The sequence below is a fragment of the Streptomyces sp. NPDC005774 genome, from assembly GCF_042871645.1.
GTDB lineage: Bacteria > Actinomycetota > Actinomycetes > Streptomycetales > Streptomycetaceae > Streptomyces > Streptomyces pratens.
Map to the genome: position 1 here is coordinate 155,350 of NZ_JBIAIV010000001.1, position 21,483 is coordinate 176,832.

Annotated in this window: 12 protein-coding genes and 1 pseudogene; 10 read left to right on the forward strand and 3 right to left on the reverse strand. The window is 68.3% G+C overall.

What is annotated here, in order from left to right:
* Window positions 1–616 precede the first annotated feature (616 nt).
* From rpoB to ACFYQA_RS00815, 8 genes are all read left to right on the forward strand, one after another.
* Window positions 617–4,105, forward strand: a complete 3,489-nt coding sequence (rpoB, locus tag ACFYQA_RS00780) for a DNA-directed RNA polymerase subunit beta (RefSeq protein ID WP_388909628.1) — start codon at window positions 617–619, stop codon at window positions 4,103–4,105.
* 111 nt (window positions 4,106–4,216) lie between these two features.
* Entirely contained in the window at window positions 4,217–8,116 is a 3,900-nt protein-coding gene (locus ACFYQA_RS00785) for a DNA-directed RNA polymerase subunit beta' (protein WP_388909631.1), read from the forward strand.
* A 291-nt stretch (window positions 8,117–8,407) separates the two neighbouring features.
* A complete protein-coding gene (locus tag ACFYQA_RS00790) occupies window positions 8,408–8,875 on the forward strand; it encodes a DUF1707 and DUF4190 domain-containing protein (protein WP_388909634.1) in 468 nt (155 codons plus the stop codon).
* 389 nt (window positions 8,876–9,264) lie between these two features.
* Window positions 9,265–9,636 carry a 30S ribosomal protein S12 gene (rpsL, locus tag ACFYQA_RS00795; RefSeq protein ID WP_003948652.1) on the forward strand — a complete coding sequence of 124 codons (372 nt, stop codon included), beginning with the start codon at window positions 9,265–9,267 and terminating at the stop codon, window positions 9,634–9,636.
* Window positions 9,637–9,638: 2 nt separating this feature from the next.
* Complete coding sequence (rpsG, locus tag ACFYQA_RS00800) at window positions 9,639–10,109, forward strand: 30S ribosomal protein S7 (RefSeq protein ID WP_055597737.1); 471 nt, start codon at window positions 9,639–9,641, stop codon at window positions 10,107–10,109.
* A 39-nt stretch (window positions 10,110–10,148) separates the two neighbouring features.
* Window positions 10,149–12,275: an elongation factor G gene (gene fusA, locus ACFYQA_RS00805; protein WP_388909637.1), complete on the forward strand. Its 2,127-nt coding sequence runs from the start codon at window positions 10,149–10,151 to the stop codon at window positions 12,273–12,275.
* Between the two features lie 154 nt (window positions 12,276–12,429).
* Window positions 12,430–13,623: an elongation factor Tu gene (gene tuf / locus ACFYQA_RS00810; RefSeq protein WP_388909640.1), complete on the forward strand. Its 1,194-nt coding sequence runs from the start codon at window positions 12,430–12,432 to the stop codon at window positions 13,621–13,623.
* A 195-nt stretch (window positions 13,624–13,818) separates the two neighbouring features.
* Complete coding sequence (locus tag ACFYQA_RS00815; RefSeq protein WP_388909643.1) at window positions 13,819–14,727, forward strand: hypothetical protein; 909 nt, start codon at window positions 13,819–13,821, stop codon at window positions 14,725–14,727.
* A gap of 43 nt (window positions 14,728–14,770) precedes the next feature.
* On the opposite strand, the gene ACFYQA_RS00820 is transcribed toward ACFYQA_RS00815, so the two are convergent.
* The gene (locus ACFYQA_RS00820) at window positions 14,771–17,239 is read right to left on the reverse strand and encodes an FtsX-like permease family protein (protein WP_388909646.1); all 2,469 of its coding nucleotides are present in this window, start codon (window positions 17,237–17,239) and stop codon (window positions 14,771–14,773) included.
* Window positions 17,233–17,970, reverse strand: a complete 738-nt coding sequence (locus tag ACFYQA_RS00825; protein ID WP_388909649.1) for an ABC transporter ATP-binding protein — start codon at window positions 17,968–17,970, stop codon at window positions 17,233–17,235. The genes ACFYQA_RS00820 and ACFYQA_RS00825 overlap by 7 nt, the downstream gene beginning before the upstream one ends.
* Window positions 17,971–18,164: 194 nt before the next feature.
* Here ACFYQA_RS00825 and ACFYQA_RS00830 point away from each other — a divergent pair, with 194 nt between their 5' ends.
* Together ACFYQA_RS00830 and ACFYQA_RS00835 are read left to right on the forward strand one after the other, a co-directional pair.
* A complete protein-coding gene (locus ACFYQA_RS00830; protein ID WP_388909652.1) occupies window positions 18,165–19,454 on the forward strand; it encodes a sensor histidine kinase in 1,290 nt (429 codons plus the stop codon).
* The gene (locus tag ACFYQA_RS00835; protein ID WP_388909655.1) at window positions 19,427–20,086 is read left to right on the forward strand and encodes a response regulator; all 660 of its coding nucleotides are present in this window, start codon (window positions 19,427–19,429) and stop codon (window positions 20,084–20,086) included. Before ACFYQA_RS00830 ends, ACFYQA_RS00835 begins: the two co-directional genes overlap by 28 nt.
* 210 nt (window positions 20,087–20,296) lie before the next feature.
* Here the strand turns inward: ACFYQA_RS00835 and ACFYQA_RS00840 are convergent.
* Window positions 20,297–20,644: pseudogene (locus tag ACFYQA_RS00840) on the reverse strand (hypothetical protein).
* Window positions 20,645–21,483 lie beyond the last annotated feature (839 nt).

Below are 21,483 nucleotides of genomic sequence, written 5' to 3' on the forward strand. Positions count from 1 at the left end.
GGTCCGACAGGACCCCCGCGGCCCGGCAGCGCCGGATCCGCACCGCGTCCACCAGGGCGTGTAACGCGCAAGCGCCGAGGAGCGATCATCCATCCGGGTGGTCGCTCTTCGGTGTCTCCGGGACCGGTGGCGGTTGCCTCGAACCTGGGACGGCGGGGGGTAGGGTGATCTTCGTCGTGGCCCTGTGCGGGCCACGGCGGGCCGCCTGTCGAAGGGCGGTATCGCGCAAGGGGGCCTTGACGAACCGCACGTGGCGCGCAATTCTCAGGACGCGTCGTCACAAGGATCCGAATCCGAGGCATGGATCGGCGTCGAAGAGGGCAGTATCACGGTGCGTTGATGGCAAGACCGTGTCACAGGAGTTGAGAGCAACGAGGGCCTTCGAGGATCTCGAAAACCCGTACTGGACATCAGTGTGCCAAGTGGCTACACTGACCCTTTGCGCTGCCTGTTAGCTGTCCCCTGCCCGTCACCAGGGGCATGCCCCCACTTGAGCACTGACGATCAGATCCTCTCTGACCTGGCCTTTCTTGCCGGGAAGCGAAGTGTCTGCCGTGGTGTCCCGTGGGGGGCCGGTACGCGCGTAGTGAGTCCGAGCCCTCGGAAGGACCCCCTCTTGGCCGCCTCGCGCAATGCCTCGACCGCGAATACGAACAACGTTGCCAGCACTGCCCCGCTGCGCATCTCTTTTGCAAAGATCAAGGAGCCCCTCGAGGTTCCCAACCTTCTCGCGCTGCAAACCGAGAGCTTCGACTGGCTGCTCGGCAACGATGCCTGGAAGGCTCGCGTCGAGGCCGCTCTGGAGAACGGTCAGGACGTCCCCACCAAGTCCGGTCTTGAAGAGATCTTCGAGGAGATCTCGCCGATCGAGGACTTCTCCGGGTCGATGTCGCTGACCTTCCGCGACCACCGCTTCGAGCCGCCCAAGAACTCCATCGACGAGTGCAAGGACCGCGACTTCACGTATGCGGCGCCGCTCTTCGTCACCGCCGAGTTCACCAACAACGAGACCGGCGAGATCAAGTCCCAGACCGTCTTCATGGGCGACTTCCCGCTCATGACGAACAAGGGCACCTTCGTCATCAACGGCACCGAGCGTGTCGTGGTGTCGCAGTTGGTCCGTTCGCCGGGTGTCTACTTCGACTCCAGCATCGACAAGACGTCCGACAAGGACATCTTCTCCGCCAAGATCATCCCGTCCCGGGGTGCCTGGCTGGAGATGGAGATCGACAAGCGCGACATGGTCGGCGTCCGCGTCGACCGCAAGCGCAAGCAGTCCGTCACCGTCCTGCTCAAGGCGCTCGGCTGGACCACCGAGCAGATCCTCGAGGAGTTCGGCGAGTACGAGTCCATGCGCGCCACCCTGGAGAAGGACCACACCCAGGGCCAGGACGACGCGCTGCTCGACATCTACCGCAAGCTGCGTCCGGGCGAGCCCCCCACCCGGGAGGCCGCGCAGACGCTGCTCGAGAACCTCTACTTCAACCCCAAGCGCTACGACCTGGCCAAGGTCGGCCGCTACAAGGTCAACAAGAAGCTGGGTGCCGACGCGCCGCTCGACGCGGGCGTGCTGACCGTCGAGGACGTCCTCTCGACGATCAAGTACCTGGTGCAGCTGCACGCCGGCGAGATCGAGACCGCCGTCGGTGACAGCGGCCAGACGATCGTCGTCGAGACGGACGACATCGACCACTTCGGCAACCGCCGCCTGCGCAGCGTCGGCGAGCTCATCCAGAACCAGGTCCGTACGGGTCTGGCCCGGATGGAGCGCGTCGTGCGTGAGCGCATGACGACCCAGGACGTCGAGGCGATCACGCCGCAGACCCTGATCAACATCCGGCCGGTCGTCGCCTCCATCAAGGAGTTCTTCGGCACCAGCCAGCTGTCGCAGTTCATGGACCAGAACAACCCGCTGTCCGGGCTGACGCACAAGCGTCGTCTGTCCGCGCTCGGCCCGGGTGGTCTCTCCCGTGAGCGGGCCGGCTTCGAGGTCCGTGACGTGCACCCCTCGCACTACGGCCGCATGTGCCCGATCGAGACGCCCGAAGGCCCGAACATCGGTCTGATCGGCTCGCTCGCCTCCTACGGCCGGGTCAACGCGTTCGGTTTCGTCGAGACCCCGTACCGCAAGGTCATCGACGGTCAGGTCACCGACGAGGTCGACTACCTGACCGCCGACGAGGAGGACCGCTTCGTCATCGCGCAGGCCAACGCCCCGCTGAGTGACGACATGCGGTTCGCCGAGGCCCGCGTGCTGGTCCGCCGCAAGGGCGGCGAGGTCGACTACGTCAGCCCCGACGAGGTCGACTACATGGACGTCTCGCCGCGCCAGATGGTGTCGGTCGCGACCGCCATGATCCCCTTCCTCGAGCACGACGACGCCAACCGTGCCCTCATGGGCGCGAACATGATGCGTCAGGCCGTGCCGCTGATCAGGTCCGAGTCCCCGCTCGTCGGCACCGGCATGGAGTACCGCTCCGCCGCCGACGCCGGTGACGTGGTCAAGGCCGAGAAGGCGGGTGTGGTCCAGGAGGTCTCCGCGGACTACATCACCACGACCAACGACGACGGCACGTACATCACGTACCGCCTGGCCAAGTTCGCCCGTTCCAACCAGGGCACCTCGGTCAACCAGAAGGTCATCGTCAACGAGGGCGACCGCGTCATCGAGGGCCAGGTCCTCGCCGACGGTCCGGCCACCGAGAACGGCGAGATGGCGCTCGGCAAGAACCTGCTGGTCGCGTTCATGCCGTGGGAGGGTCACAACTACGAGGACGCGATCATCCTGTCGCAGCGCCTCGTCCAGGACGACGTCCTCTCCTCGATCCACATCGAGGAGCACGAGGTCGACGCCCGTGACACCAAGCTCGGCCCCGAGGAGATCACCCGGGACATCCCGAACGTCTCCGAGGAGGTCCTCGCCGACCTCGACGAGCGCGGCATCATCCGCATCGGTGCCGAGGTCGTCGCCGGTGACATCCTCGTCGGCAAGGTCACGCCCAAGGGTGAGACCGAGCTGACCCCGGAGGAGCGCCTGCTGCGCGCGATCTTCGGCGAGAAGGCCCGCGAGGTCCGCGACACCTCGCTGAAGGTGCCGCACGGCGAGATCGGCAAGATCATCGGCGTGCGTGTCTTCGACCGCGAGGAGGGCGACGAGCTTCCCCCCGGTGTGAACCAGCTGGTGCGCGTCTACGTCGCGCAGAAGCGCAAGATCACCGACGGTGACAAGCTCGCCGGCCGTCACGGCAACAAGGGCGTCATCTCGAAGATCCTGCCGATCGAGGACATGCCGTTCATGGAGGACGGCACCCCGGTCGACATCATCCTCAACCCCCTCGGTGTGCCGTCCCGAATGAACCCGGGACAGGTTCTGGAGATCCACCTCGGCTGGCTCGCCAGCCGCGGCTGGGACGTCTCCGGTCTCGCCGAGGAATGGGCCGAGCGCCTGCAGCTCATCGGCGCCGACAAGGTCGAGCCCGGCACCAACGTCGCCACCCCCGTCTTCGACGGTGCGCGCGAGGACGAGCTGGCCGGCCTGCTGCAGCACACCGTCCCGAACCGGGACGGCGAGCGCATGGTGCTCCCGACCGGCAAGGCGAGGCTGTTCGACGGCCGCTCCGGCGAGCCGTTCCCGGAGCCGATCTCGGTCGGCTACATGTACATCCTCAAGCTGCACCACCTGGTCGACGACAAGCTGCACGCCCGCTCGACCGGTCCGTACTCGATGATCACCCAGCAGCCGCTGGGTGGTAAGGCCCAGTTCGGTGGCCAGCGCTTCGGTGAGATGGAGGTGTGGGCGCTGGAGGCGTACGGCGCCGCTTACGCCCTCCAGGAGCTGCTGACCATCAAGTCCGACGACGTGACCGGCCGCGTGAAGGTCTACGAGGCCATCGTCAAGGGCGAGAACATCCCCGAGCCGGGCATCCCCGAGTCCTTCAAGGTCCTCATCAAGGAGATGCAGTCCCTGTGCCTCAATGTGGAGGTGCTGTCCTCGGACGGCATGTCCATCGAGATGCGCGACACCGACGAGGACGTCTTCCGCGCTGCGGAGGAGCTCGGCATCGACCTGTCCCGGCGCGAGCCGAGCAGCGTCGAAGAGGTCTGACGGGAGTTCCGGCCAGGAGGTTCGGCGATGAAGATCCCTGAACCTCCGGCCGGCCCCAGGACCCCCGTATCAGACCCCATGACTTACAACCCTGAGAGGGATTGACGCATAGTGCTCGACGTCAACTTCTTCGATGAGCTCCGGATCGGCCTGGCCACCGCGGACGACATCCGTCAGTGGAGCCACGGCGAGGTCAAGAAGCCCGAGACCATCAACTACCGCACCCTCAAGCCCGAGAAGGACGGACTCTTCTGCGAGAAGATCTTCGGTCCGACCCGGGACTGGGAGTGCTACTGCGGCAAGTACAAGCGTGTCCGCTTCAAGGGCATCATCTGTGAGCGCTGTGGCGTCGAGGTCACGCGCGCCAAGGTGCGCCGTGAGCGGATGGGCCACATCGAGCTCGCCGCGCCCGTCACGCACATCTGGTACTTCAAGGGCGTTCCGTCGCGCCTCGGCTACCTGCTCGACCTCGCCCCGAAGGACCTGGAGAAGGTCATCTACTTCGCGGCGTACATGATCACGTTCGTCGACGAGGAGCGCCGCACCCGCGACCTGCCCTCGCTGGAGGCGCATGTCTCCGTCGAGCGTCAGCAGGTGGAGAACCGTCGCGACGCCGACCTGGAGGCCCGGGCCAAGAAGCTCGAGACCGACCTGGCCGCGCTCGAGGCCGAGGGTGCCAAGGCCGATGTGCGCCGCAAGGTGCGCGAGGGTGCCGAGCGTGAGATGAAGCAGCTGCGCGACCGTGCGCAGCGCGAGATCGACCGCCTCGACGAGGTGTGGAACCGGTTCAAGAGCCTCAAGGTCCAGGACCTGGAGGGCGACGAGCTGCTCTACCGCGAGCTGCGTGACCGCTTCGGCACGTACTTCGACGGTTCGATGGGTGCCGCGGCGCTGCAGAAGCGCCTGGAGTCCTTCGACCTCGAGGAGGAGGCCGAGCGTCTCCGCGAGATCATCCGTACCGGCAAGGGCCAGAAGAAGACCCGTGCGCTCAAGCGCCTCAAGGTCGTCTCCGCGTTCCTGCAGACCAGCAACAGCCCCAAGGGCATGGTGCTGGACTGCGTGCCGGTCATCCCGCCGGACCTGCGTCCGATGGTGCAGCTGGACGGTGGCCGCTTCGCGACCTCCGACCTGAACGACCTGTACCGCCGCGTGATCAACCGCAACAACCGCCTGAAGCGGCTTCTCGACCTCGGCGCGCCCGAGATCATCGTGAACAACGAGAAGCGCATGCTTCAGGAGGCCGTCGACGCGCTCTTCGACAACGGCCGTCGCGGCCGCCCGGTGACGGGCCCCGGCAACCGTCCGCTGAAGTCGCTGTCCGACATGCTCAAGGGCAAGCAGGGCCGCTTCCGTCAGAACCTGCTCGGCAAGCGCGTGGACTACTCGGCGCGTTCCGTGATCGTCGTCGGTCCGCAGCTGAAGCTGCACCAGTGCGGTCTGCCGAAGGCGATGGCGCTGGAGCTGTTCAAGCCGTTCGTGATGAAGCGTCTGGTCGACCTGAACCACGCGCAGAACATCAAGAGCGCCAAGCGCATGGTCGAGCGCGGCCGCACGGTCGTGTACGACGTGCTCGAAGAGGTCATCGCGGAGCACCCGGTTCTGCTGAACCGTGCGCCCACGCTGCACCGCCTCGGCATCCAGGCCTTCGAGCCGCAGCTGGTCGAGGGCAAGGCCATCCAGATCCACCCGCTCGTCTGCACCGCGTTCAACGCGGACTTCGACGGTGACCAGATGGCCGTGCACCTGCCGCTGTCCGCGGAGGCGCAGGCCGAGGCCCGCATCCTGATGCTGTCCTCGAACAACATCCTCAAGCCCGCCGACGGTCGTCCGGTGACGATGCCGACCCAGGACATGGTCCTCGGTCTGTTCTTCCTCACCACCGACGGCGAGATGCGCGAGCTCAAGGGCGAGGAGCGTTCCTTCTCCTCGGCCGCCGAGGCGATCATGGCCTTCGACGCGGGCGAGCTGTCGCTCCAGTCGAGGATCGACGTCCGCTTCCCGGTCGGCACCATCCCGCCGCGTGGCTGGATGCCGCCGGCGCGCGAGGAGGGCGAGCCGGAGTGGCAGCAGGGTGACAGCTTCCGGCTGAACACCACGCTGGGCCGCGCGCTCTTCAACGAGCTGCTGCCCGAGGACTACCCGTTCGTCGACTACGAGGTCAGCAAGAAGCAGCTCTCCGAGATCGTCAACGACCTCGCCGAGCGCTACCCGAAGGTCATCGTGGCGGCGACGCTCGACAACCTGAAGGCGTCCGGCTTCCACTGGGCGACCCGTTCCGGCGTCACCGTGGCCATCTCCGACGTCGTCGTTCCCGAGGCGAAGAAGGAGATCGTCAAGGGCTACGAGGCGCAGGACGAGAAGGTCCAGAAGCAGTACGAGCGCGGTCTGATCACCAAGGACGAGCGCACGCAGGAACTCATCGCGATCTGGACCAAGGCGACCAACGAGGTCGCCGAGGCGATGAACGAAAACTTCCCGAAGACCAACCCGATCTTCATGATGGTGAACTCGGGTGCACGAGGCAACATGATGCAGATGCGTCAGATCGCCGGTATGCGTGGTCTGGTGTCGAACGCGAAGAACGAGACGATCCCGCGGCCCATCAAGGCCTCGTTCCGTGAGGGTCTGTCCGTGCTGGAGTACTTCATCTCCACGCACGGTGCCCGTAAGGGTCTGGCGGACACCGCTCTGCGTACCGCCGACTCGGGTTACCTCACCCGTCGTCTGGTCGACGTCTCCCAGGACGTCATCATCCGCGAGGAGGACTGCGGCACCGAGCGCGGTCTGAAGCTGCGGATCGCCAGGCGCGACGCCGACGGGACGCTGCGCAAGGCGGACGACGTCGAGACCAGCGTGTACGCCCGCATGCTCGCCGAGGACGTCGTCATCGACGGCAAGGTGATCGCGCCGGCCAACGTGGACCTCGGCGACGTGCTCATCGATCAGCTGGTGCACCACGGCGTCGAGGAGGTCAAGACCCGTTCGATCCTGACCTGCGAGTCCGCCGTCGGCACCTGCGCCATGTGCTACGGCCGTTCGCTGGCCACCGGCAAGCTGGTCGACATCGGTGAGGCGGTCGGCATCATCGCCGCCCAGTCCATCGGTGAGCCCGGTACCCAGCTGACGATGCGTACCTTCCACACCGGTGGTGTGGCCGGTGACGACATCACCCAGGGTCTGCCGCGTGTCGTCGAGCTCTTCGAGGCCCGTACCCCGAAGGGTGTCGCCCCGATCTCCGAGGCGGCCGGCCGCGTCCGGATCGAGGAGACCGAGAAGACGAAGAAGCTCGTCGTCACCCCGGACGACGGCAGCGACGAGACGGCGTTCCCGATCTCGAAGCGTGCCCGTCTGCTGGTCGGTGAGGGCGATCACGTCGAGGTGGGCCAGAAGCTCACCGTGGGTGCCACCAACCCGCACGACGTGCTGCGCATCCTGGGTCAGCGGGCCGTCCAGGTCCACCTGGTCGGCGAGGTTCAGAAGGTCTACAACTCGCAGGGCGTGTCGATCCACGACAAGCACATCGAGATCATCATCCGGCAGATGCTCCGCCGGGTGACGATCATCGAGTCCGGCGACGCCGAGCTGCTGCCCGGCGAGCTGGTCGAGCGGTCGAAGTTCGAGACCGAGAACCGTCGTGTGGTGCAGGAGGGCGGTCACCCCGCTTCCGGCCGTCCGCAGCTGATGGGTATCACCAAGGCCTCGCTGGCGACCGAGTCGTGGCTGTCGGCGGCGTCCTTCCAGGAGACGACCAGGGTCCTCACGGACGCGGCGATCAACGCCAAGTCCGACTCCCTGATCGGCCTCAAGGAGAACGTCATCATCGGTAAGCTCATCCCGGCCGGTACGGGTCTGTCCCGTTACCGCAACATCCGGGTCGAGCCGACCGAGGAGGCCAAGGCCGCGATGTACTCGGCCGTCGGTTACGACGACATCGACTACTCGCCGTTCGGCACGGGCTCCGGCCAGGCCGTTCCGCTGGAGGACTACGACTACGGTCCGTACAACCAGTAAGCGAGTCGCCCGACGTACCGCAGGGGCGGTCACTCCCGTTTCGTACGGGGTGGCCGCCCCTGCGGCGTTCTCATGACCTGTACCGGTTTCGTGACGCGCTGCGGTGCCGGAAGGCGTCGCGGGGGCGCATGATGGGATGACGTGTGCAGTCGGGGGAGGTACCTGGTGTCGCAGTCGCCGTATCCGTCGTGGCAGCCCTGGCAGGGGCGGGGTGTTCCGCAGCCGTGGGGCGGACCTGGGGGACCGGTAGGGCCGGTAGGGCCGGGCGGACCGCCGCAGGGCGGGCCTCCGATGCTGGCCTCCCACGCGGACCGGGAGCGCACCGTGGACGTGCTCCGCGCCGGGTTCGCCGAGGGCCGGCTGGACCAGCAGGAGCTCGAGCGGCGGGTGGCCCGGGCCTACCAGGCGCGCACGGTGGCGGATCTGGCGCTGCTGGTGTCCGATCTGCCGCAGGGCCCCGTACCGCAGACCGCGCCGGTGCAGTACGTCGCTCCCATGGCGCCGGCGACGTTCCTGCCCCGACCGCCGAAGACCAACGAGAAGGCGGTCGGGGCCATGGTGTGCGGGGTGCTGTGCCTGGCGACGGGTGGCCTGACCGGCATTCCGGCTGTGATCCTCGGACACACGGCCCGCGCGGAGATCCGGCGGACGGGCGACGCCGGCGACACGTACGCGCTGACCGGGCTGGTGCTCGGCTGGCTGTCCACGGTCGGCTGGGCCCTGCTGATCATGCTGATGATCCTGGCCGCCGGCGTGTAGGGGAAGCCCGGTCGGCGTGTGGCTGGGATCCGGCCGACGTGTGGGCGATGTATGGCCGGCGTCCGGTGGGGGACCGAAGGGCCGGAGACCGCCCATTCGAAGATCATTACCCGTGTTCGGGCTTCACTCGCTTCGCGCGGCGATGGGGTGAGGGCCCATTTGTTTTGACCGCAGCCAATGCTATAGGTACGCTCAGACCTTGTGCCTGGGGTGTGCCCTGGTCTCCGTGCGTGCCATCACCCGTATCGGGGGCTGTGAACGGCCATCGCGATCATGCGTTTCTTCCTGCCGTGCGGCGGGAGTCCGCGAGATTCGACACACCCGACCGCGTGGGTCGGTGAATGTTCCAGGTTAGCTTCACCATTCGGCACACAGAAACCGGAGAAGTAGTGCCTACGATCCAGCAGCTGGTCCGGAAGGGCCGGCAGGACAAGGTCGAGAAGAACAAGACGCCCGCGCTCGAGGGTTCGCCCCAGCGTCGTGGCGTCTGCACGCGCGTGTTCACGACCACCCCGAAGAAGCCGAACTCGGCCCTGCGCAAGGTCGCGCGTGTGCGTCTGACCAGCGGTATCGAGGTCACTGCTTACATTCCGGGTGAGGGACACAACCTGCAGGAGCACTCCATCGTGCTCGTGCGCGGCGGCCGTGTGAAGGACCTGCCGGGTGTTCGCTACAAGATCATCCGCGGTTCGCTCGACACTCAGGGTGTCAAGAACCGCAAGCAGGCCCGCAGCCGCTACGGCGCCAAGAAGGAGAAGTAAGAATGCCTCGTAAGGGCCCCGCCCCGAAGCGCCCGGTCATCATCGACCCGGTCTACGGTTCTCCTCTTGTCACGTCGCTCATCAACAAGGTGCTGATGAACGGTAAGCGCTCCACCGCCGAGCGCATCGTCTACGGCGCCATGGAGGGCCTTCGCGAGAAGACCGGCAACGACCCGGTCATCACGCTGAAGCGCGCGCTCGAGAACATCAAGCCGACCCTCGAGGTCAAGTCCCGCCGTGTCGGTGGCGCCACCTACCAGGTGCCGATCGAGGTCAAGCCCGGCCGTGCCAACACCCTGGCGCTGCGCTGGCTGGTGGGTTACTCCCGCGCCCGTCGCGAGAAGACCATGACCGAGCGTCTGCTCAACGAACTCCTCGACGCCAGCAACGGCCTCGGTGCCGCGGTGAAGAAGCGCGAGGACACGCACAAGATGGCCGAGTCCAACAAGGCCTTCGCGCACTACCGCTGGTAGTCGCTACCCACATCGAGACCGAGAGAAGACCGAAGCCTTATGGCTACTACTTCACTTGACCTGGCCCATGTCCGCAATATCGGGATCATGGCCCACATCGACGCGGGCAAGACGACCACCACCGAGCGGATCCTGTTCTACACCGGCGTGTCGTACAAGATCGGCGAGACCCACGAGGGTTCCGCCACGATGGACTGGATGGAGCAGGAGCAGGAGCGTGGCATCACGATCACCTCTGCTGCGACCACCTGTCACTGGCCGCTCGAGGACAACGACTACACGATCAACATCATCGACACCCCGGGGCACGTCGACTTCACCGTAGAGGTGGAGCGCTCCCTGCGCGTGCTCGACGGTGCCGTGACCGTGTTCGACGGTGTCGCCGGTGTCGAGCCGCAGTCCGAGACGGTGTGGCGTCAGGCCGACCGTTACGGCGTGCCGCGTATCTGCTTCGTCAACAAGCTTGACCGTACCGGCGCGGAGTTCCACCGCTGCGTCGACATGATCAAGGACCGCCTGGGCGCGCAGCCGCTGGTCATGCAGCTGCCGATCGGTGCCGAGGCCGACTTCAACGGCGTCGTGGACCTGGTCCGCATGAAGGCGTTCGTGTGGTCCGCCGAGGCCGCCAAGGGCGAGATGTACGACGTCGTCGACATCCCGGCCACGCACGCCGAGGCCGCCGAGGAGTGGCACGGCAAGCTGATCGAGGCCGTCGCGGAGAACGACGAAGAGATCATGGAGCTGTACCTGGAGGGCCAGGAGCCCACCGAGGAGCAGCTGCACGCCGCGATCCGTCGCATCACCATCGCGTCCGGCAAGTCCAGCGACACCACGGTCACCCCGGTGTTCTGCGGCACCGCGTTCAAGAACAAGGGCGTCCAGCCCCTGCTCGACGCGGTCGTGCGCTACCTCCCGACCCCGCTCGACATCGAGGCCATCGAGGGCCACGACGTCAAGGACCCCGAGGTAGTGATCAAGCGCAAGCCGTCCGAGGACGAGCCGCTGTCGGCCCTCGCGTTCAAGATCGCGAGCGACCCGCACCTCGGCAAGCTCACCTACGTCCGGGTCTACTCGGGCCGCCTGGAGTCCGGCACCGCCGTGCTGAACTCCGTCAAGGGCAAGAAGGAGCGCATCGGCAAGATCTACCGCATGCACGCGAACAAGCGTGAGGAGATCGCGTCGGTGGGCGCCGGTGACATCGTCGCCGTCATGGGCCTGAAGCAGACCACCACCGGTGAGACGCTGTCCGACGACAAGCAGCCGGTGATCCTGGAGTCCATGGACTTCCCGGCGCCGGTCATCCAGGTCGCCATCGAGCCCAAGTCGAAGGGTGACCAGGAGAAGCTGGGCGTCGCGATCCAGCGCCTGGCCGAGGAGGACCCGTCCTTCCAGGTCCACTCGGACGAGGAGACCGGCCAGACCATCATCGGTGGTATGGGCGAGCTGCACCTCGAGGTGCTGGTCGACCGTATGCGCCGTGAGTTCAAGGTCGAGGCCAACGTCGGTAAGCCGCAGGTCGCCTACCGTGAGACGATCCGCAAGGCCGTCGAGCGCGTGGACTACACCCACAAGAAGCAGACCGGTGGTACCGGTCAGTTCGCCAAGGTGCAGATCGCGATCGAGCCCATCGAGGGCGGCGACGCCTCGTACGAGTTCGTGAACAAGGTGACCGGTGGCCGCATCCCGAAGGAGTACATTCCTTCGGTGGACGCCGGCGCGCAGGAGGCCATGCAGTTCGGTATCCTCGCCGGCTACGAGATGACGGGCGTTCGCGTCACGCTCATCGACGGTGGCTACCACGAGGTGGACTCCTCCGAGCTCGCCTTCAAGATCGCCGGTTCGCAGGCCTTCAAGGAGGCCGCGCGCAAGGCTTCGCCCGTGCTCCTCGAGCCGATGATGGCCGTCGAGGTCACCACGCCCGAGGACTACATGGGTGAGGTCATCGGTGACATCAACTCCCGCCGTGGCCAGATCCAGGCCATGGACGAGCGCGCGGGTGCTCGTGTCGTGAAGGGGCTCGTGCCCCTGTCGGAGATGTTCGGCTACGTCGGGGACCTCCGCAGCAAGACGTCGGGTCGCGCAAGCTACTCGATGCAGTTCGACTCCTACGCCGAGGTTCCGCGGAACGTCGCCGAGGAGATCATCGCGAAGGCCAAGGGCGAGTAACGGTCTCCGTTCACACGCTTTAGGCTTGACCCCGGAGCCTGCTTGGGGCATTTCACCGCGAACCGGTGGAATGCCCCCGGCCCCGGGCTTTCCAGCAAAGATCACCTGGCGCCGATGAGTAAGGCGTACAGAACCACTCCACAGGAGGACCCCAGTGGCGAAGGCGAAGTTCGAGCGGACTAAGCCGCACGTCAACATCGGCACCATCGGTCACATCGACCACGGTAAGACGACCCTCACGGCCGCCATTACCAAGGTGCTGCACGACGCGTACCCTGACCTGAACGAGGCCTCGGCCTTCGACATGATCGACAAGGCGCCCGAAGAGCGTCAGCGTGGTATCACGATCTCGATCTCGCACGTCGAGTACCAGACCGAGTCGCGTCACTACGCCCACGTCGACTGCCCCGGTCACGCGGACTACATCAAGAACATGATCACGGGTGCGGCGCAGATGGACGGCGCCATCCTCGTGGTCGCCGCCACCGACGGCCCGATGCCGCAGACCAAGGAGCACGTGCTCCTGGCCCGCCAGGTCGGTGTTCCGTACATTGTCGTCGCCCTGAACAAGGCCGACATGGTGGACGACGAGGAGATCCTGGAGCTCGTCGAGCTCGAGGTCCGTGAGCTGCTCTCCGAGTACGAGTTCCCGGGCGACGACGTTCCGGTCGTCAAGGTCTCGGCGCTGAAGGCGCTCGAGGGCGACAAGGAGTGGGGCAACACCGTCCTCGACCTGATGAAGGCCGTGGACGAGGCCATCCCGCAGCCCGAGCGTGACGTCGACAAGCCGTTCCTCATGCCGATCGAGGACGTCTTCACGATCACCGGTCGCGGTACGGTCGTCACCGGCCGTATCGAGCGTGGTGTCCTGAAGGTCAACGAGACCGTCGACATCATCGGTATCAAGCAGGACAAGACCACCACCACGGTCACCGGTATCGAGATGTTCCGCAAGCTGCTCGACGAGGGCCAGGCCGGTGAGAACGTCGGTCTGCTGCTCCGCGGCATCAAGCGCGAGGACGTCGAGCGCGGCCAGGTCATCATCAAGCCCGGTTCGGTCACCCCGCACACCGAGTTCGAGGCCCAGGCCTACATCCTGTCGAAGGACGAGGGTGGCCGTCACACCCCCTTCTTCAACAACTACCGCCCGCAGTTCTACTTCCGTACGACGGACGTGACCGGCGTCGTGACCCTCCCCGAGGGCACCGAGATGGTCATGCCGGGTGACAACACCGAGATGAAGGTGGAGCTCATCCAGCCGATCGCCATGGAAGAGGGCCTGAAGTTCGCCATCCGTGAGGGTGGCCGGACCGTGGGCGCTGGCCAGGTCACCAAGATCAACAAGTAAGCTCCGGCTGCTTGCCGATCGACCTGGTAGCTCTTCTGCGAGCACCTGAGAGGGCCCGCACGACTTCGGTCGTGCGGGCCCTTTCGTGTCGCCGGTGGCCGGTGGTGTCAACCTCCGTGTCCTGACTGTCACTCGACCGCGGGAAGAGTTGGCATATGCGCGCTGTAGAGCGGGACACGGCCCTAGTTTCGGATCATGCTCAGCTCATCCCATGAGGCCTTGCACCGGATCTTCCAAGAGGATCCGGGCCTCTTCGCCCGTGCCGTCAGAGGGCTCGGTGTTTTCTTTCCGCCGCCTGTTTCCGCCTCCCCGCTTCCCACCGACCTCACGGAGAACCGTCCGATGGAGCGGCGGGTGGACACGCTGCTGAGGATGGACACCGAGGACGGCGAGTTCATCCTGGCGGTCGAGTCCCAGGGGAAACGGGCCCCCGACAAACCCGCGAACTGGGCGTACTACCTCTCCCACCTGTACGCCAAGTACGGCATTCCCCCGGTCCTCCTCGTCGTCTGCGCGGACCGGTCCACCGCGGCCTGGGCGGCCCGGCAGGTCGACATCGGCCCGCCGCAGTGGCCCTCGCTCACCTTGCGTCCTCTGGTCCTGGGGCCGGACAGTCTGCCGGTGATCGCCAGCCCCGAAGAGGCCGCTCGCGACATTCCGCTCACGGTCCTGTCGGCGGCGCTGCACCGCCGGGATCCGGACGCCGATGCCATACTGAATGCGCTGGCAAAGGCACTGAAGGGCTTGTCGGCCGACGACGAGGACACCGCGGGCACCTTCATCGAACTCACCGAACAAGGCCTCGGCAAGACGCCGGCCGCGGATCTCTGGAGGCACCTGATGGCTGTCGACCTCTCTTTCTTCCAGTCGGAGACTGCTCAGAGGCTCCGGGCGGAGGGCCGTGACGAGGGCCGGGCGGAGGGCCGGGTGGAGGACATCCTGCGGCTGCTCGACGGCCGGGGGGTCGAGGTGTCGGAGGAGGAGCGGGAGCGTATCGCCGGGTGCGGTGATCTGGGCGTGCTGGATGTCTGGTTCATGCGGGCGATCACGGCCACAGCGGCGACAGAGCTGTTCGCGCCGGATGGGGACCCAGAGACCGCGTAGGGCGGGAGGTCCGGCGGCGCGGCAGCGAGGTGTCGCATGGCGGTCATTCACGGATGCCCGCGAGTTCCACCGCACGACGCCGCAGGACCAGGCAGGCCGGGGCGACCGACGCGAGCACCGCGAGGAACGCGCAGGCGGCCACTACCGCGCCGATCGTCGCCCAGGGCAGTTCGAGTACGGGGCGCACCGAGAGCAGCCCCAACGCCGCCCACATCCCGGCCAGGTTGACTCCGGCGACGACCAGTCCCAGGAGCGCGCCGACCCCCACGACCATCAGTGACTCGGCACCGACCAGCCGCAGCACCTGCCCGTTGGTGGCTCCGGCCAGCCGTAGCACCGCCAGGTCAGGGCCCCGGTCGGAAGTCGCCATCACCATGGTGTTGACCAGGGAGATGCCGGTGTAGAGCAGGGCGATGCCGAGGACCAGCAGAAGGCCGAGCCGGGTCGGACGGTTGGTCTCCGGAGAGGTGGCCGCGACCCATTCGTCCTTACCGAGCACCTGTCCGCCGGCCGCCCGCGCCGCCTCGCGCAGCCCGGCAGCCATGGCCCCGGTGTCGGCGCCGTCGGCCAGAGCCACGTCCACCCGGTCGACGGGAGCGCCGGGAGCGTTGGCGGGAGTGACGTAGACGCCGTTGTCACCGGTGCCGGTGGTCATCACCGCGGCGATCCGCAGCGTCTTTTCGGTGCCGTCCCCGAGCCACACCCGCACGTTCCGGCCGGGGGAGTGTCGTTCCCACTCCTCGTTGACGATGATCGAACCGTCGTCGAGGTCGGACACCTTCCCCGCGGCGAGCGGCAGTCGGGTGGTGGCGGCCAGGGCCTCGGGGACGGCGGCGCGTGCGTCGGACTCGAGGAGGACCGTGCCCTCCTCGAGGACGTACACCGCGCTCGCCGAGGTCGGTGACACCTCGGCGCCGGGCACGGCGCGCAGCCGTTCCACGGTCCGCGCGTCGAAGCCCGCGCCGTCCGGCGCAGTGACCACGAAGGCGGCGGTGATCCGCTCGCGCGTCTCGGTGACCTTGGCCTCGTTCAGGGTCGCGGTGGCGCCGAGCAGTGAGCCCGCGAGGGCGACCGTCACCAGCACGGGTGCCGCGATCGCGGCCGTACGGCGCGCTCCGGCGGCCGCGTTCTCGCGCACCAGCATGCCCGCCGCACCGGGCAGTTGGGCCGGCAGCCAGGCCGGCAGCCGGGTCAGTGGACGCATCAGGGCCGGCGCGAGCAGCGCCACCGCGGTGATCAGCAGCATCGGCCGGGTCACATAGGTCTTGCGGTGCAGCAGGTCGCCGGGGTCGTCGGCCAGGGCGATGCCGAGCGTCACCAGGGCGGTCAGCAGCAGCCCCGCGCCGGACAGCCACCGGCCCCAGGTCATGGCCCTGGTGTCCACGGAGGCTTCCCGCAGTGCCTGGACGGGGCTGGTCCGGCCGGCCCGCCAGGAGGCCGCGATCACGCCGCACAGGGCGACGAGAAGCCCTGTCCAGAAGGCCATGTGGTAGGGCCAGGTGTGGTCGCCGATGGTGAACCAGGCCGGTGCCAGTCCGCCGTCGACCACCCACGCGGCCAGGTGCGGCGCGCCGTACGAGCCGAGCACACAGCCGGCCGCGGAGGCGAGCACGCCGACCCCGAGGGCTTCGGCCAGCACCATCCTGCGGATCTGCCCCGGTGTCGCCCCGGCCGTGCGCAGCAGCCCGAACTCCCGCCGCCGCTGGGCGACCGCGAAGGCGAACGTGGACGCCACGACGAACACCGAGACGAACGTGGTGACGCCGCCGGCCGTGCCGAACAGGGAGTTCATCGCGGTCAGCGCCTCGCTGTCCCGGTCGGGGTCTGCGTCGGCGTACCGGCGGTCGTCCCCGGTGAGCACCCGCACGCCCGCGCTGCCGCGCACCGCGTCCCGCACCGCGTCCCGCACCGCGGGCGCGTCCGCGTCGACGACCAGCTGCACGCTGAGCGGGGAGAGCCGGGCGGCGCGCGCGTCGGTGTAGAAGACGGCGTCCTCGAAGCCGCGGTCGGGCACGGTGCCCACGACCCGTACGGTGCCCCGGTCCGTGCGGACCCGCTCGCCCGGCTCGGCCCAGCCGCCGGTGACGACGACCTCGTCGGCCGTGCGAGGAGCGCGGCCCGCCGCGATCCCGTACGGGGCGAACGCGGCGGTGGACCACGGGTGACCCACCAGGACACCGGGCGCGTCCTCGGCGCGTACCGCGAAGGACCGGTCCTGGACGACCCGGCCGAGCTTCTCCAGCTTCGAGACCGTCCCGGCGGGCACGGCACGCGGCTGTGCGAGCTCCCGCGTACGGTCGCCGATCGGCGTCGGCACCCGCAGGGTGTCCTGGCCCCGGACCACGACCGGCGCGGCGGCGAACCGCTCCGGCGCGCGGTTCGGCGCGTCCAGCGAGGAGGCCAGGGCCAGCCCCATGACGACGAGCAGTGCGACACCCAGCGACAGCGCGACGAAGCTGCCGGCGAAGGTGGTCCAGCGGGTGCGCAGGGTGCACAGGGTGACGCTCAGCACGGAACGGTCTCCAGCCGGGTCAGGTGCGCGGCGATGCCGTCGGCTCCGGCCCCGGCCAGTTCGCCGTGGACCCGGCCGTCGACGAGGAAGACCACGCGGTCGGCGTAGGAGGCGGCCACCGGGTCGTGCGTGACCATGATGACGGTCTGCCCCTCGCGGTCGACCATGTCGCGCAGCAACGCCAGCACCTCGCGGCCGGTCCGCGAGTCCAGGGCGCCGGTCGGCTCGTCACCGAACAGCACCTCGGGGCGGGTGATCAGCGCGCGGGCCAAGGCAACGCGTTGTTGCTGGCCGCCGGACATCTCCGTGGGCCGGTGCCGGGCCCGGTCGCCGAGGCCGACCCGCGCGAGCGCCTCGCACACCCGGGCCCGGGAGGGGCGGCGGCCGGCCAGGCGCAGGGGGAGCGCCACGTTCTGCTCGGCGGTCAGCGACGGCAGCAGGTTGAACGCCTGGAACACGAACCCGATGTGCTCACGGCGCAGCAGAGTGAGCCTCCTCTCGCTCAGCCCGGTCAGCTCGGTGCCGCCGACGACGACCGATCCCGACGTGGGCCGGTCCAGACCGGCGGCGCACTGCAGGAGGGTCGACTTGCCTGAGCCGGAGGGGCCCATCACGGCGGTGAAAGTGCCCCGGGGGAAGGCGAGAGAGACCTCGTCGAGGGCCGTCACCGCGCTGTCGCCCGACCCGTACCGTCTGCTGACGGAGCGCAACCGGATCGCGTCGTCGTTCATTCGTCCCCACTCGTCGGGTGCCGGGCCTCCCGCGCATCCGGCGGGCGGCTCCTTTGTCGATGACCCCACGAAACCGTCTGCGATCATCCCGGCGCAGTGCGGCAGGGGCGAGAACCGGGGTAGGGCCGGCCCTACCCCGGGGAGGCCCCCTGGCCCGATGGCCCGCCGTACGCGGCAGTTCTACGGTGATCCGCATGCACCCTCGGAATGTGTGGCAGGCCGTGTCCGGCCCCGGCTTCCTGCTGTCGGCGTGGCCGTGGCGTGCGGCCGCCTACCTGGTGACCGGGGCGGTGGCCGGTGCGGTGACCCTGGTGGGGATCGTGGCCGCGGCTGCCGCCGGCGGTGTCCTCGCCGTCGTCGTGGTGGGTCTGCCGCTGCTGGTCCTCACCGCCCTTGCGGGCATCCCCGTCGCCCAGGTGGAACGGTGGCGCCTGCGTCTGGTCGACCGTGATCCAGCACCCGGCCGGCACCTGCAGCCCACCGCCGCGGGCCTGTGGGCCTGGCTGACCACCCGGCTGCGGGAGCGGGCGACCTGGCGGGAGCTCGGCTACGCCCTGCTGTTCGCCGTCCTGCTCTGGCCGGTGGACGCCCTCGTCGTCACCGCCGCCCTGGCCCTACCGCTCTCCACGGTCGCCACGCCGGTGCTGATGGCCACCGTCGGCGAGGGCGAAGAGGCGAAGGTGCTCAAGCAGTGGACGGTCACCACCTGGCCGACCGCGTTCGGCATGGCGGTGCTGGGCCTGCTGCTCCTCGCCCTGGGCGCCTACGCGCTGGGCCTGGCGGCGGGCGCGCGGGCCGAACTCACCCGCGTCCTGGTCGCCCCGCGCGGCGGCGACCTGGGCGTCAGGGTCGTCGAACTCACCCGGTCCCGCGTGCGGTTGGTGGATGCCTTCGAAGCCGAACGGCGCCGGATCGAACGCGACCTGCACGACGGCGCCCAACAGCGCCTCGTCGCCCTGACGATGGCCCTCGGCCTGGCCCGCCTCGACGCCCCGCCCGGCCCTCTCGCCGACCAGCTGGCCAAGGCCCACGGGGAGGCGGGCAAGGCGCTGGAGGAACTGCGTGAGCTGATCCACGGCATCCACCCCAAGGTACTCGCCGACTACGGCCTCAAGGCGGCCGTGGACGATGCCGCCGACCGGTCCGTCGTCCCCGTCGACGTCCGTGTGGAGCTGTCCGGGCGGCTGCCCCAAGCGGTCGAGGCCGCCGCCTACTTCGTGGTCTGCGAGGCCCTCGCCAACACGGCCAGGCACAGCGGCGCCGACCGCGCGGAGGTGACCGGCGGGCACCGCGACGGCCGGCTGTTCCTGGAGATCCGCGACGACGGCCGGGGCGGCGCCGAGGCCGGGGCGGGCAGTGGACTGACCGGACTCGCCGACCGGGTGTCCGTCCTGGATGGCAGACTCTCCCTGTCCAGCCCGCCGGGCGGCCCGACCCTGTTGTGCGTGGAGATTCCTTGCGAGTGGACCGAACGCTTCGCGTAGTACTGGCCGAGGACAGTGTGCTGCTGCGGGACGGCCTGACCGGCCTGCTCACCCGCTTCGGCCACGAGGTCGTGGTGGCTGTGGGCGACGCGGAGGGGCTCGTTGCCGCCGTGGAGGAACACGCCCCGGACATCGTCGTGACGGACGTCCGCATGCCGCCCGGCTTCCAGGACGAGGGCCTGCACGCGGCGGTACGGCTGCGGGAGAAGCGCCCCGCCCTGCCCGTCCTCGTCCTCAGCCAGTACGTGCAGCGGGCGTACGCCGTCGAACTGCTGGACTCCGGAGACGGCACGGGCGTCGGCTACCTGCTGAAGGACCGCGTCGGCCAGGTCGAGGAGTTCGTCGACGCGCTGGCCGAGGTCGCGGACGGCGGCACGGTCGTCGACCCGGAGGTGGTACGCCAGTTGCTGCGCCGCCGCCGGGACCCCCTGGAGCGGCTCAGCCCGCGAGAGCGGGAGGTGCTGGCCCTGATCGCGGAGGGCAGGTCCAACGGCGCCATCGCCCGTGAACTCGTCGTCTCCGAGGCGGCCGTGGGCAAGCACATCGGCAGCATCCTCACCAAGCTCGACCTGCCCCCGGCGGCCGAGACCCACCGCAGGGTGCTGGCGGTCCTGGCGTATCTGCGGGCCTGATCCTGCTGGCCTGATTTTGCGGGTACGACTCCCACACGGCGCCACGCATCTTCCGAGCAGCGGCAACATTCTGCGGTGGGGCCGAGGCGTGTCAGGCGTTGTCCAGGTGCGTGAGGACGGCGAGGACGGTGAGGGAGGTGAGGACGCAACGCTACGGGAGGCTTCCTCCGCGTCGAAGGCGTACCCCCAGGCCCAGGCATAGGCCCAGCTTCAAGTGTGTACTGCCTTCAGGGTCTCGTCGAGGACGGCGCTCAGCTCCGGCAGAGCCTCGCGAGCAACCGTCGCGTCCTCGTGTTCGAGGTTGCCCTCGGCGCGGGCATGGCGGACGGTGAGGTCGGTGCGACGGGCGATCTCGATGTTCCTGGCCCAGGTCAGGGCCCAGCTCCGTACCGGGCTGAGGGACTGTCACTCCACGGCCTTGGCGAAGGCTTCGTCCTTGGTCCGCTGCATCTCCGGCAGGCGCCCCGGATCGACGGTGGTGAGCGCGGCCCGCAAGGCGTCGGGGGTCTGTTCGGGGCGGGGAACCAGCTCGTGTCCGTGGTCGGCCTGTGCGCTCATGGAGTCCTTTCGGGAGTGCGCCGGCCAGGGTGGCCGTCCGAGCCGGTCGGGGTGCTGAGACGCGAACATCGAAGTGTGTTTCTCCTGCTCAACGGGTGTGTGAGAAGGCACGGCCAGACGGTCCCGCGATGTTTTCCCCGCTTGTTGCCGTTCGGCAGTCGGGGCAGCGGGCCTCGGTTTCGGGGGCGCGGAAGCCGCGGTCGCAGCCGTCGCGGTTCCGCATGCGGTGCCACTCGGCGGGTGGGTCGGCCGGGGCACGGAACGGGGGTGGAGGCGGCAACTGGGAGGTGAGGCGGTGGGCGAGGAGGGCGGCGGGGCGGCGCAGGGGGTCGTCGGGCAGGCCGGTGGTCAGGGCGTGGAGCGGCATCTCGTGCAGTTCTGGCCCGCTACGCCCTGACCCCCTGCGAGCTTCGCAGACCTCCCGCAGCCGGGTTCTTGTATCACGCCAGTCGTATATCGACTTGTCTCTGCCGAAGGGGGTGTTGCCCGTCTCTTGGCCGACGGTGATCTGGAGGGGCGCTGGGGCAAGGGGGAGGGGGCTGCCGGGATTGTGTGAGCATTTCGGCCGACTCTGTTGAGGTGGGACTCGGATGAGCGGGTCGTGAACACTTCTTGGGGAAGTGTTCACGGTTTTCGGCGGGTGTGGGCATGGGACGGGGCGCCGACCATGGGTGCCCGGTATGACGTGGTGATGCTCGAAAGTGCGAATCATGCGTTTGGCTCACCGGGGGCTCCTGTCGCGATCTGGCGTGAGTTGTGGCCGATCGGCTACGCGTGGTGAAGGGGCGGCGAGGGGGAAGTCGAGCGCCGGGCCGCTGTCCCATATTCCGCGCGAAGGG

Coding starts and splice junctions, on each gene's coding strand:
- rpsG (WP_055597737.1), top strand. CDS start 9,639: ATGCCTCGTAAGGGCCCCGCCCCGAAGCGCCCGGTCATCATCGACCCG.
- ACFYQA_RS00830 (WP_388909652.1), top strand. CDS start 18,165: ATGCACCCTCGGAATGTGTGGCAGGCCGTGTCCGGCCCCGGCTTCCTG.
- ACFYQA_RS00815 (WP_388909643.1), top strand. CDS start 13,819: ATGCTCAGCTCATCCCATGAGGCCTTGCACCGGATCTTCCAAGAGGAT.
- fusA (WP_388909637.1), top strand. CDS start 10,149: ATGGCTACTACTTCACTTGACCTGGCCCATGTCCGCAATATCGGGATC.
- ACFYQA_RS00825 (WP_388909649.1), bottom strand. CDS start 17,970: ATGAACGACGACGCGATCCGGTTGCGCTCCGTCAGCAGACGGTACGGG.
- ACFYQA_RS00790 (WP_388909634.1), top strand. CDS start 8,408: ATGCTGGCCTCCCACGCGGACCGGGAGCGCACCGTGGACGTGCTCCGC.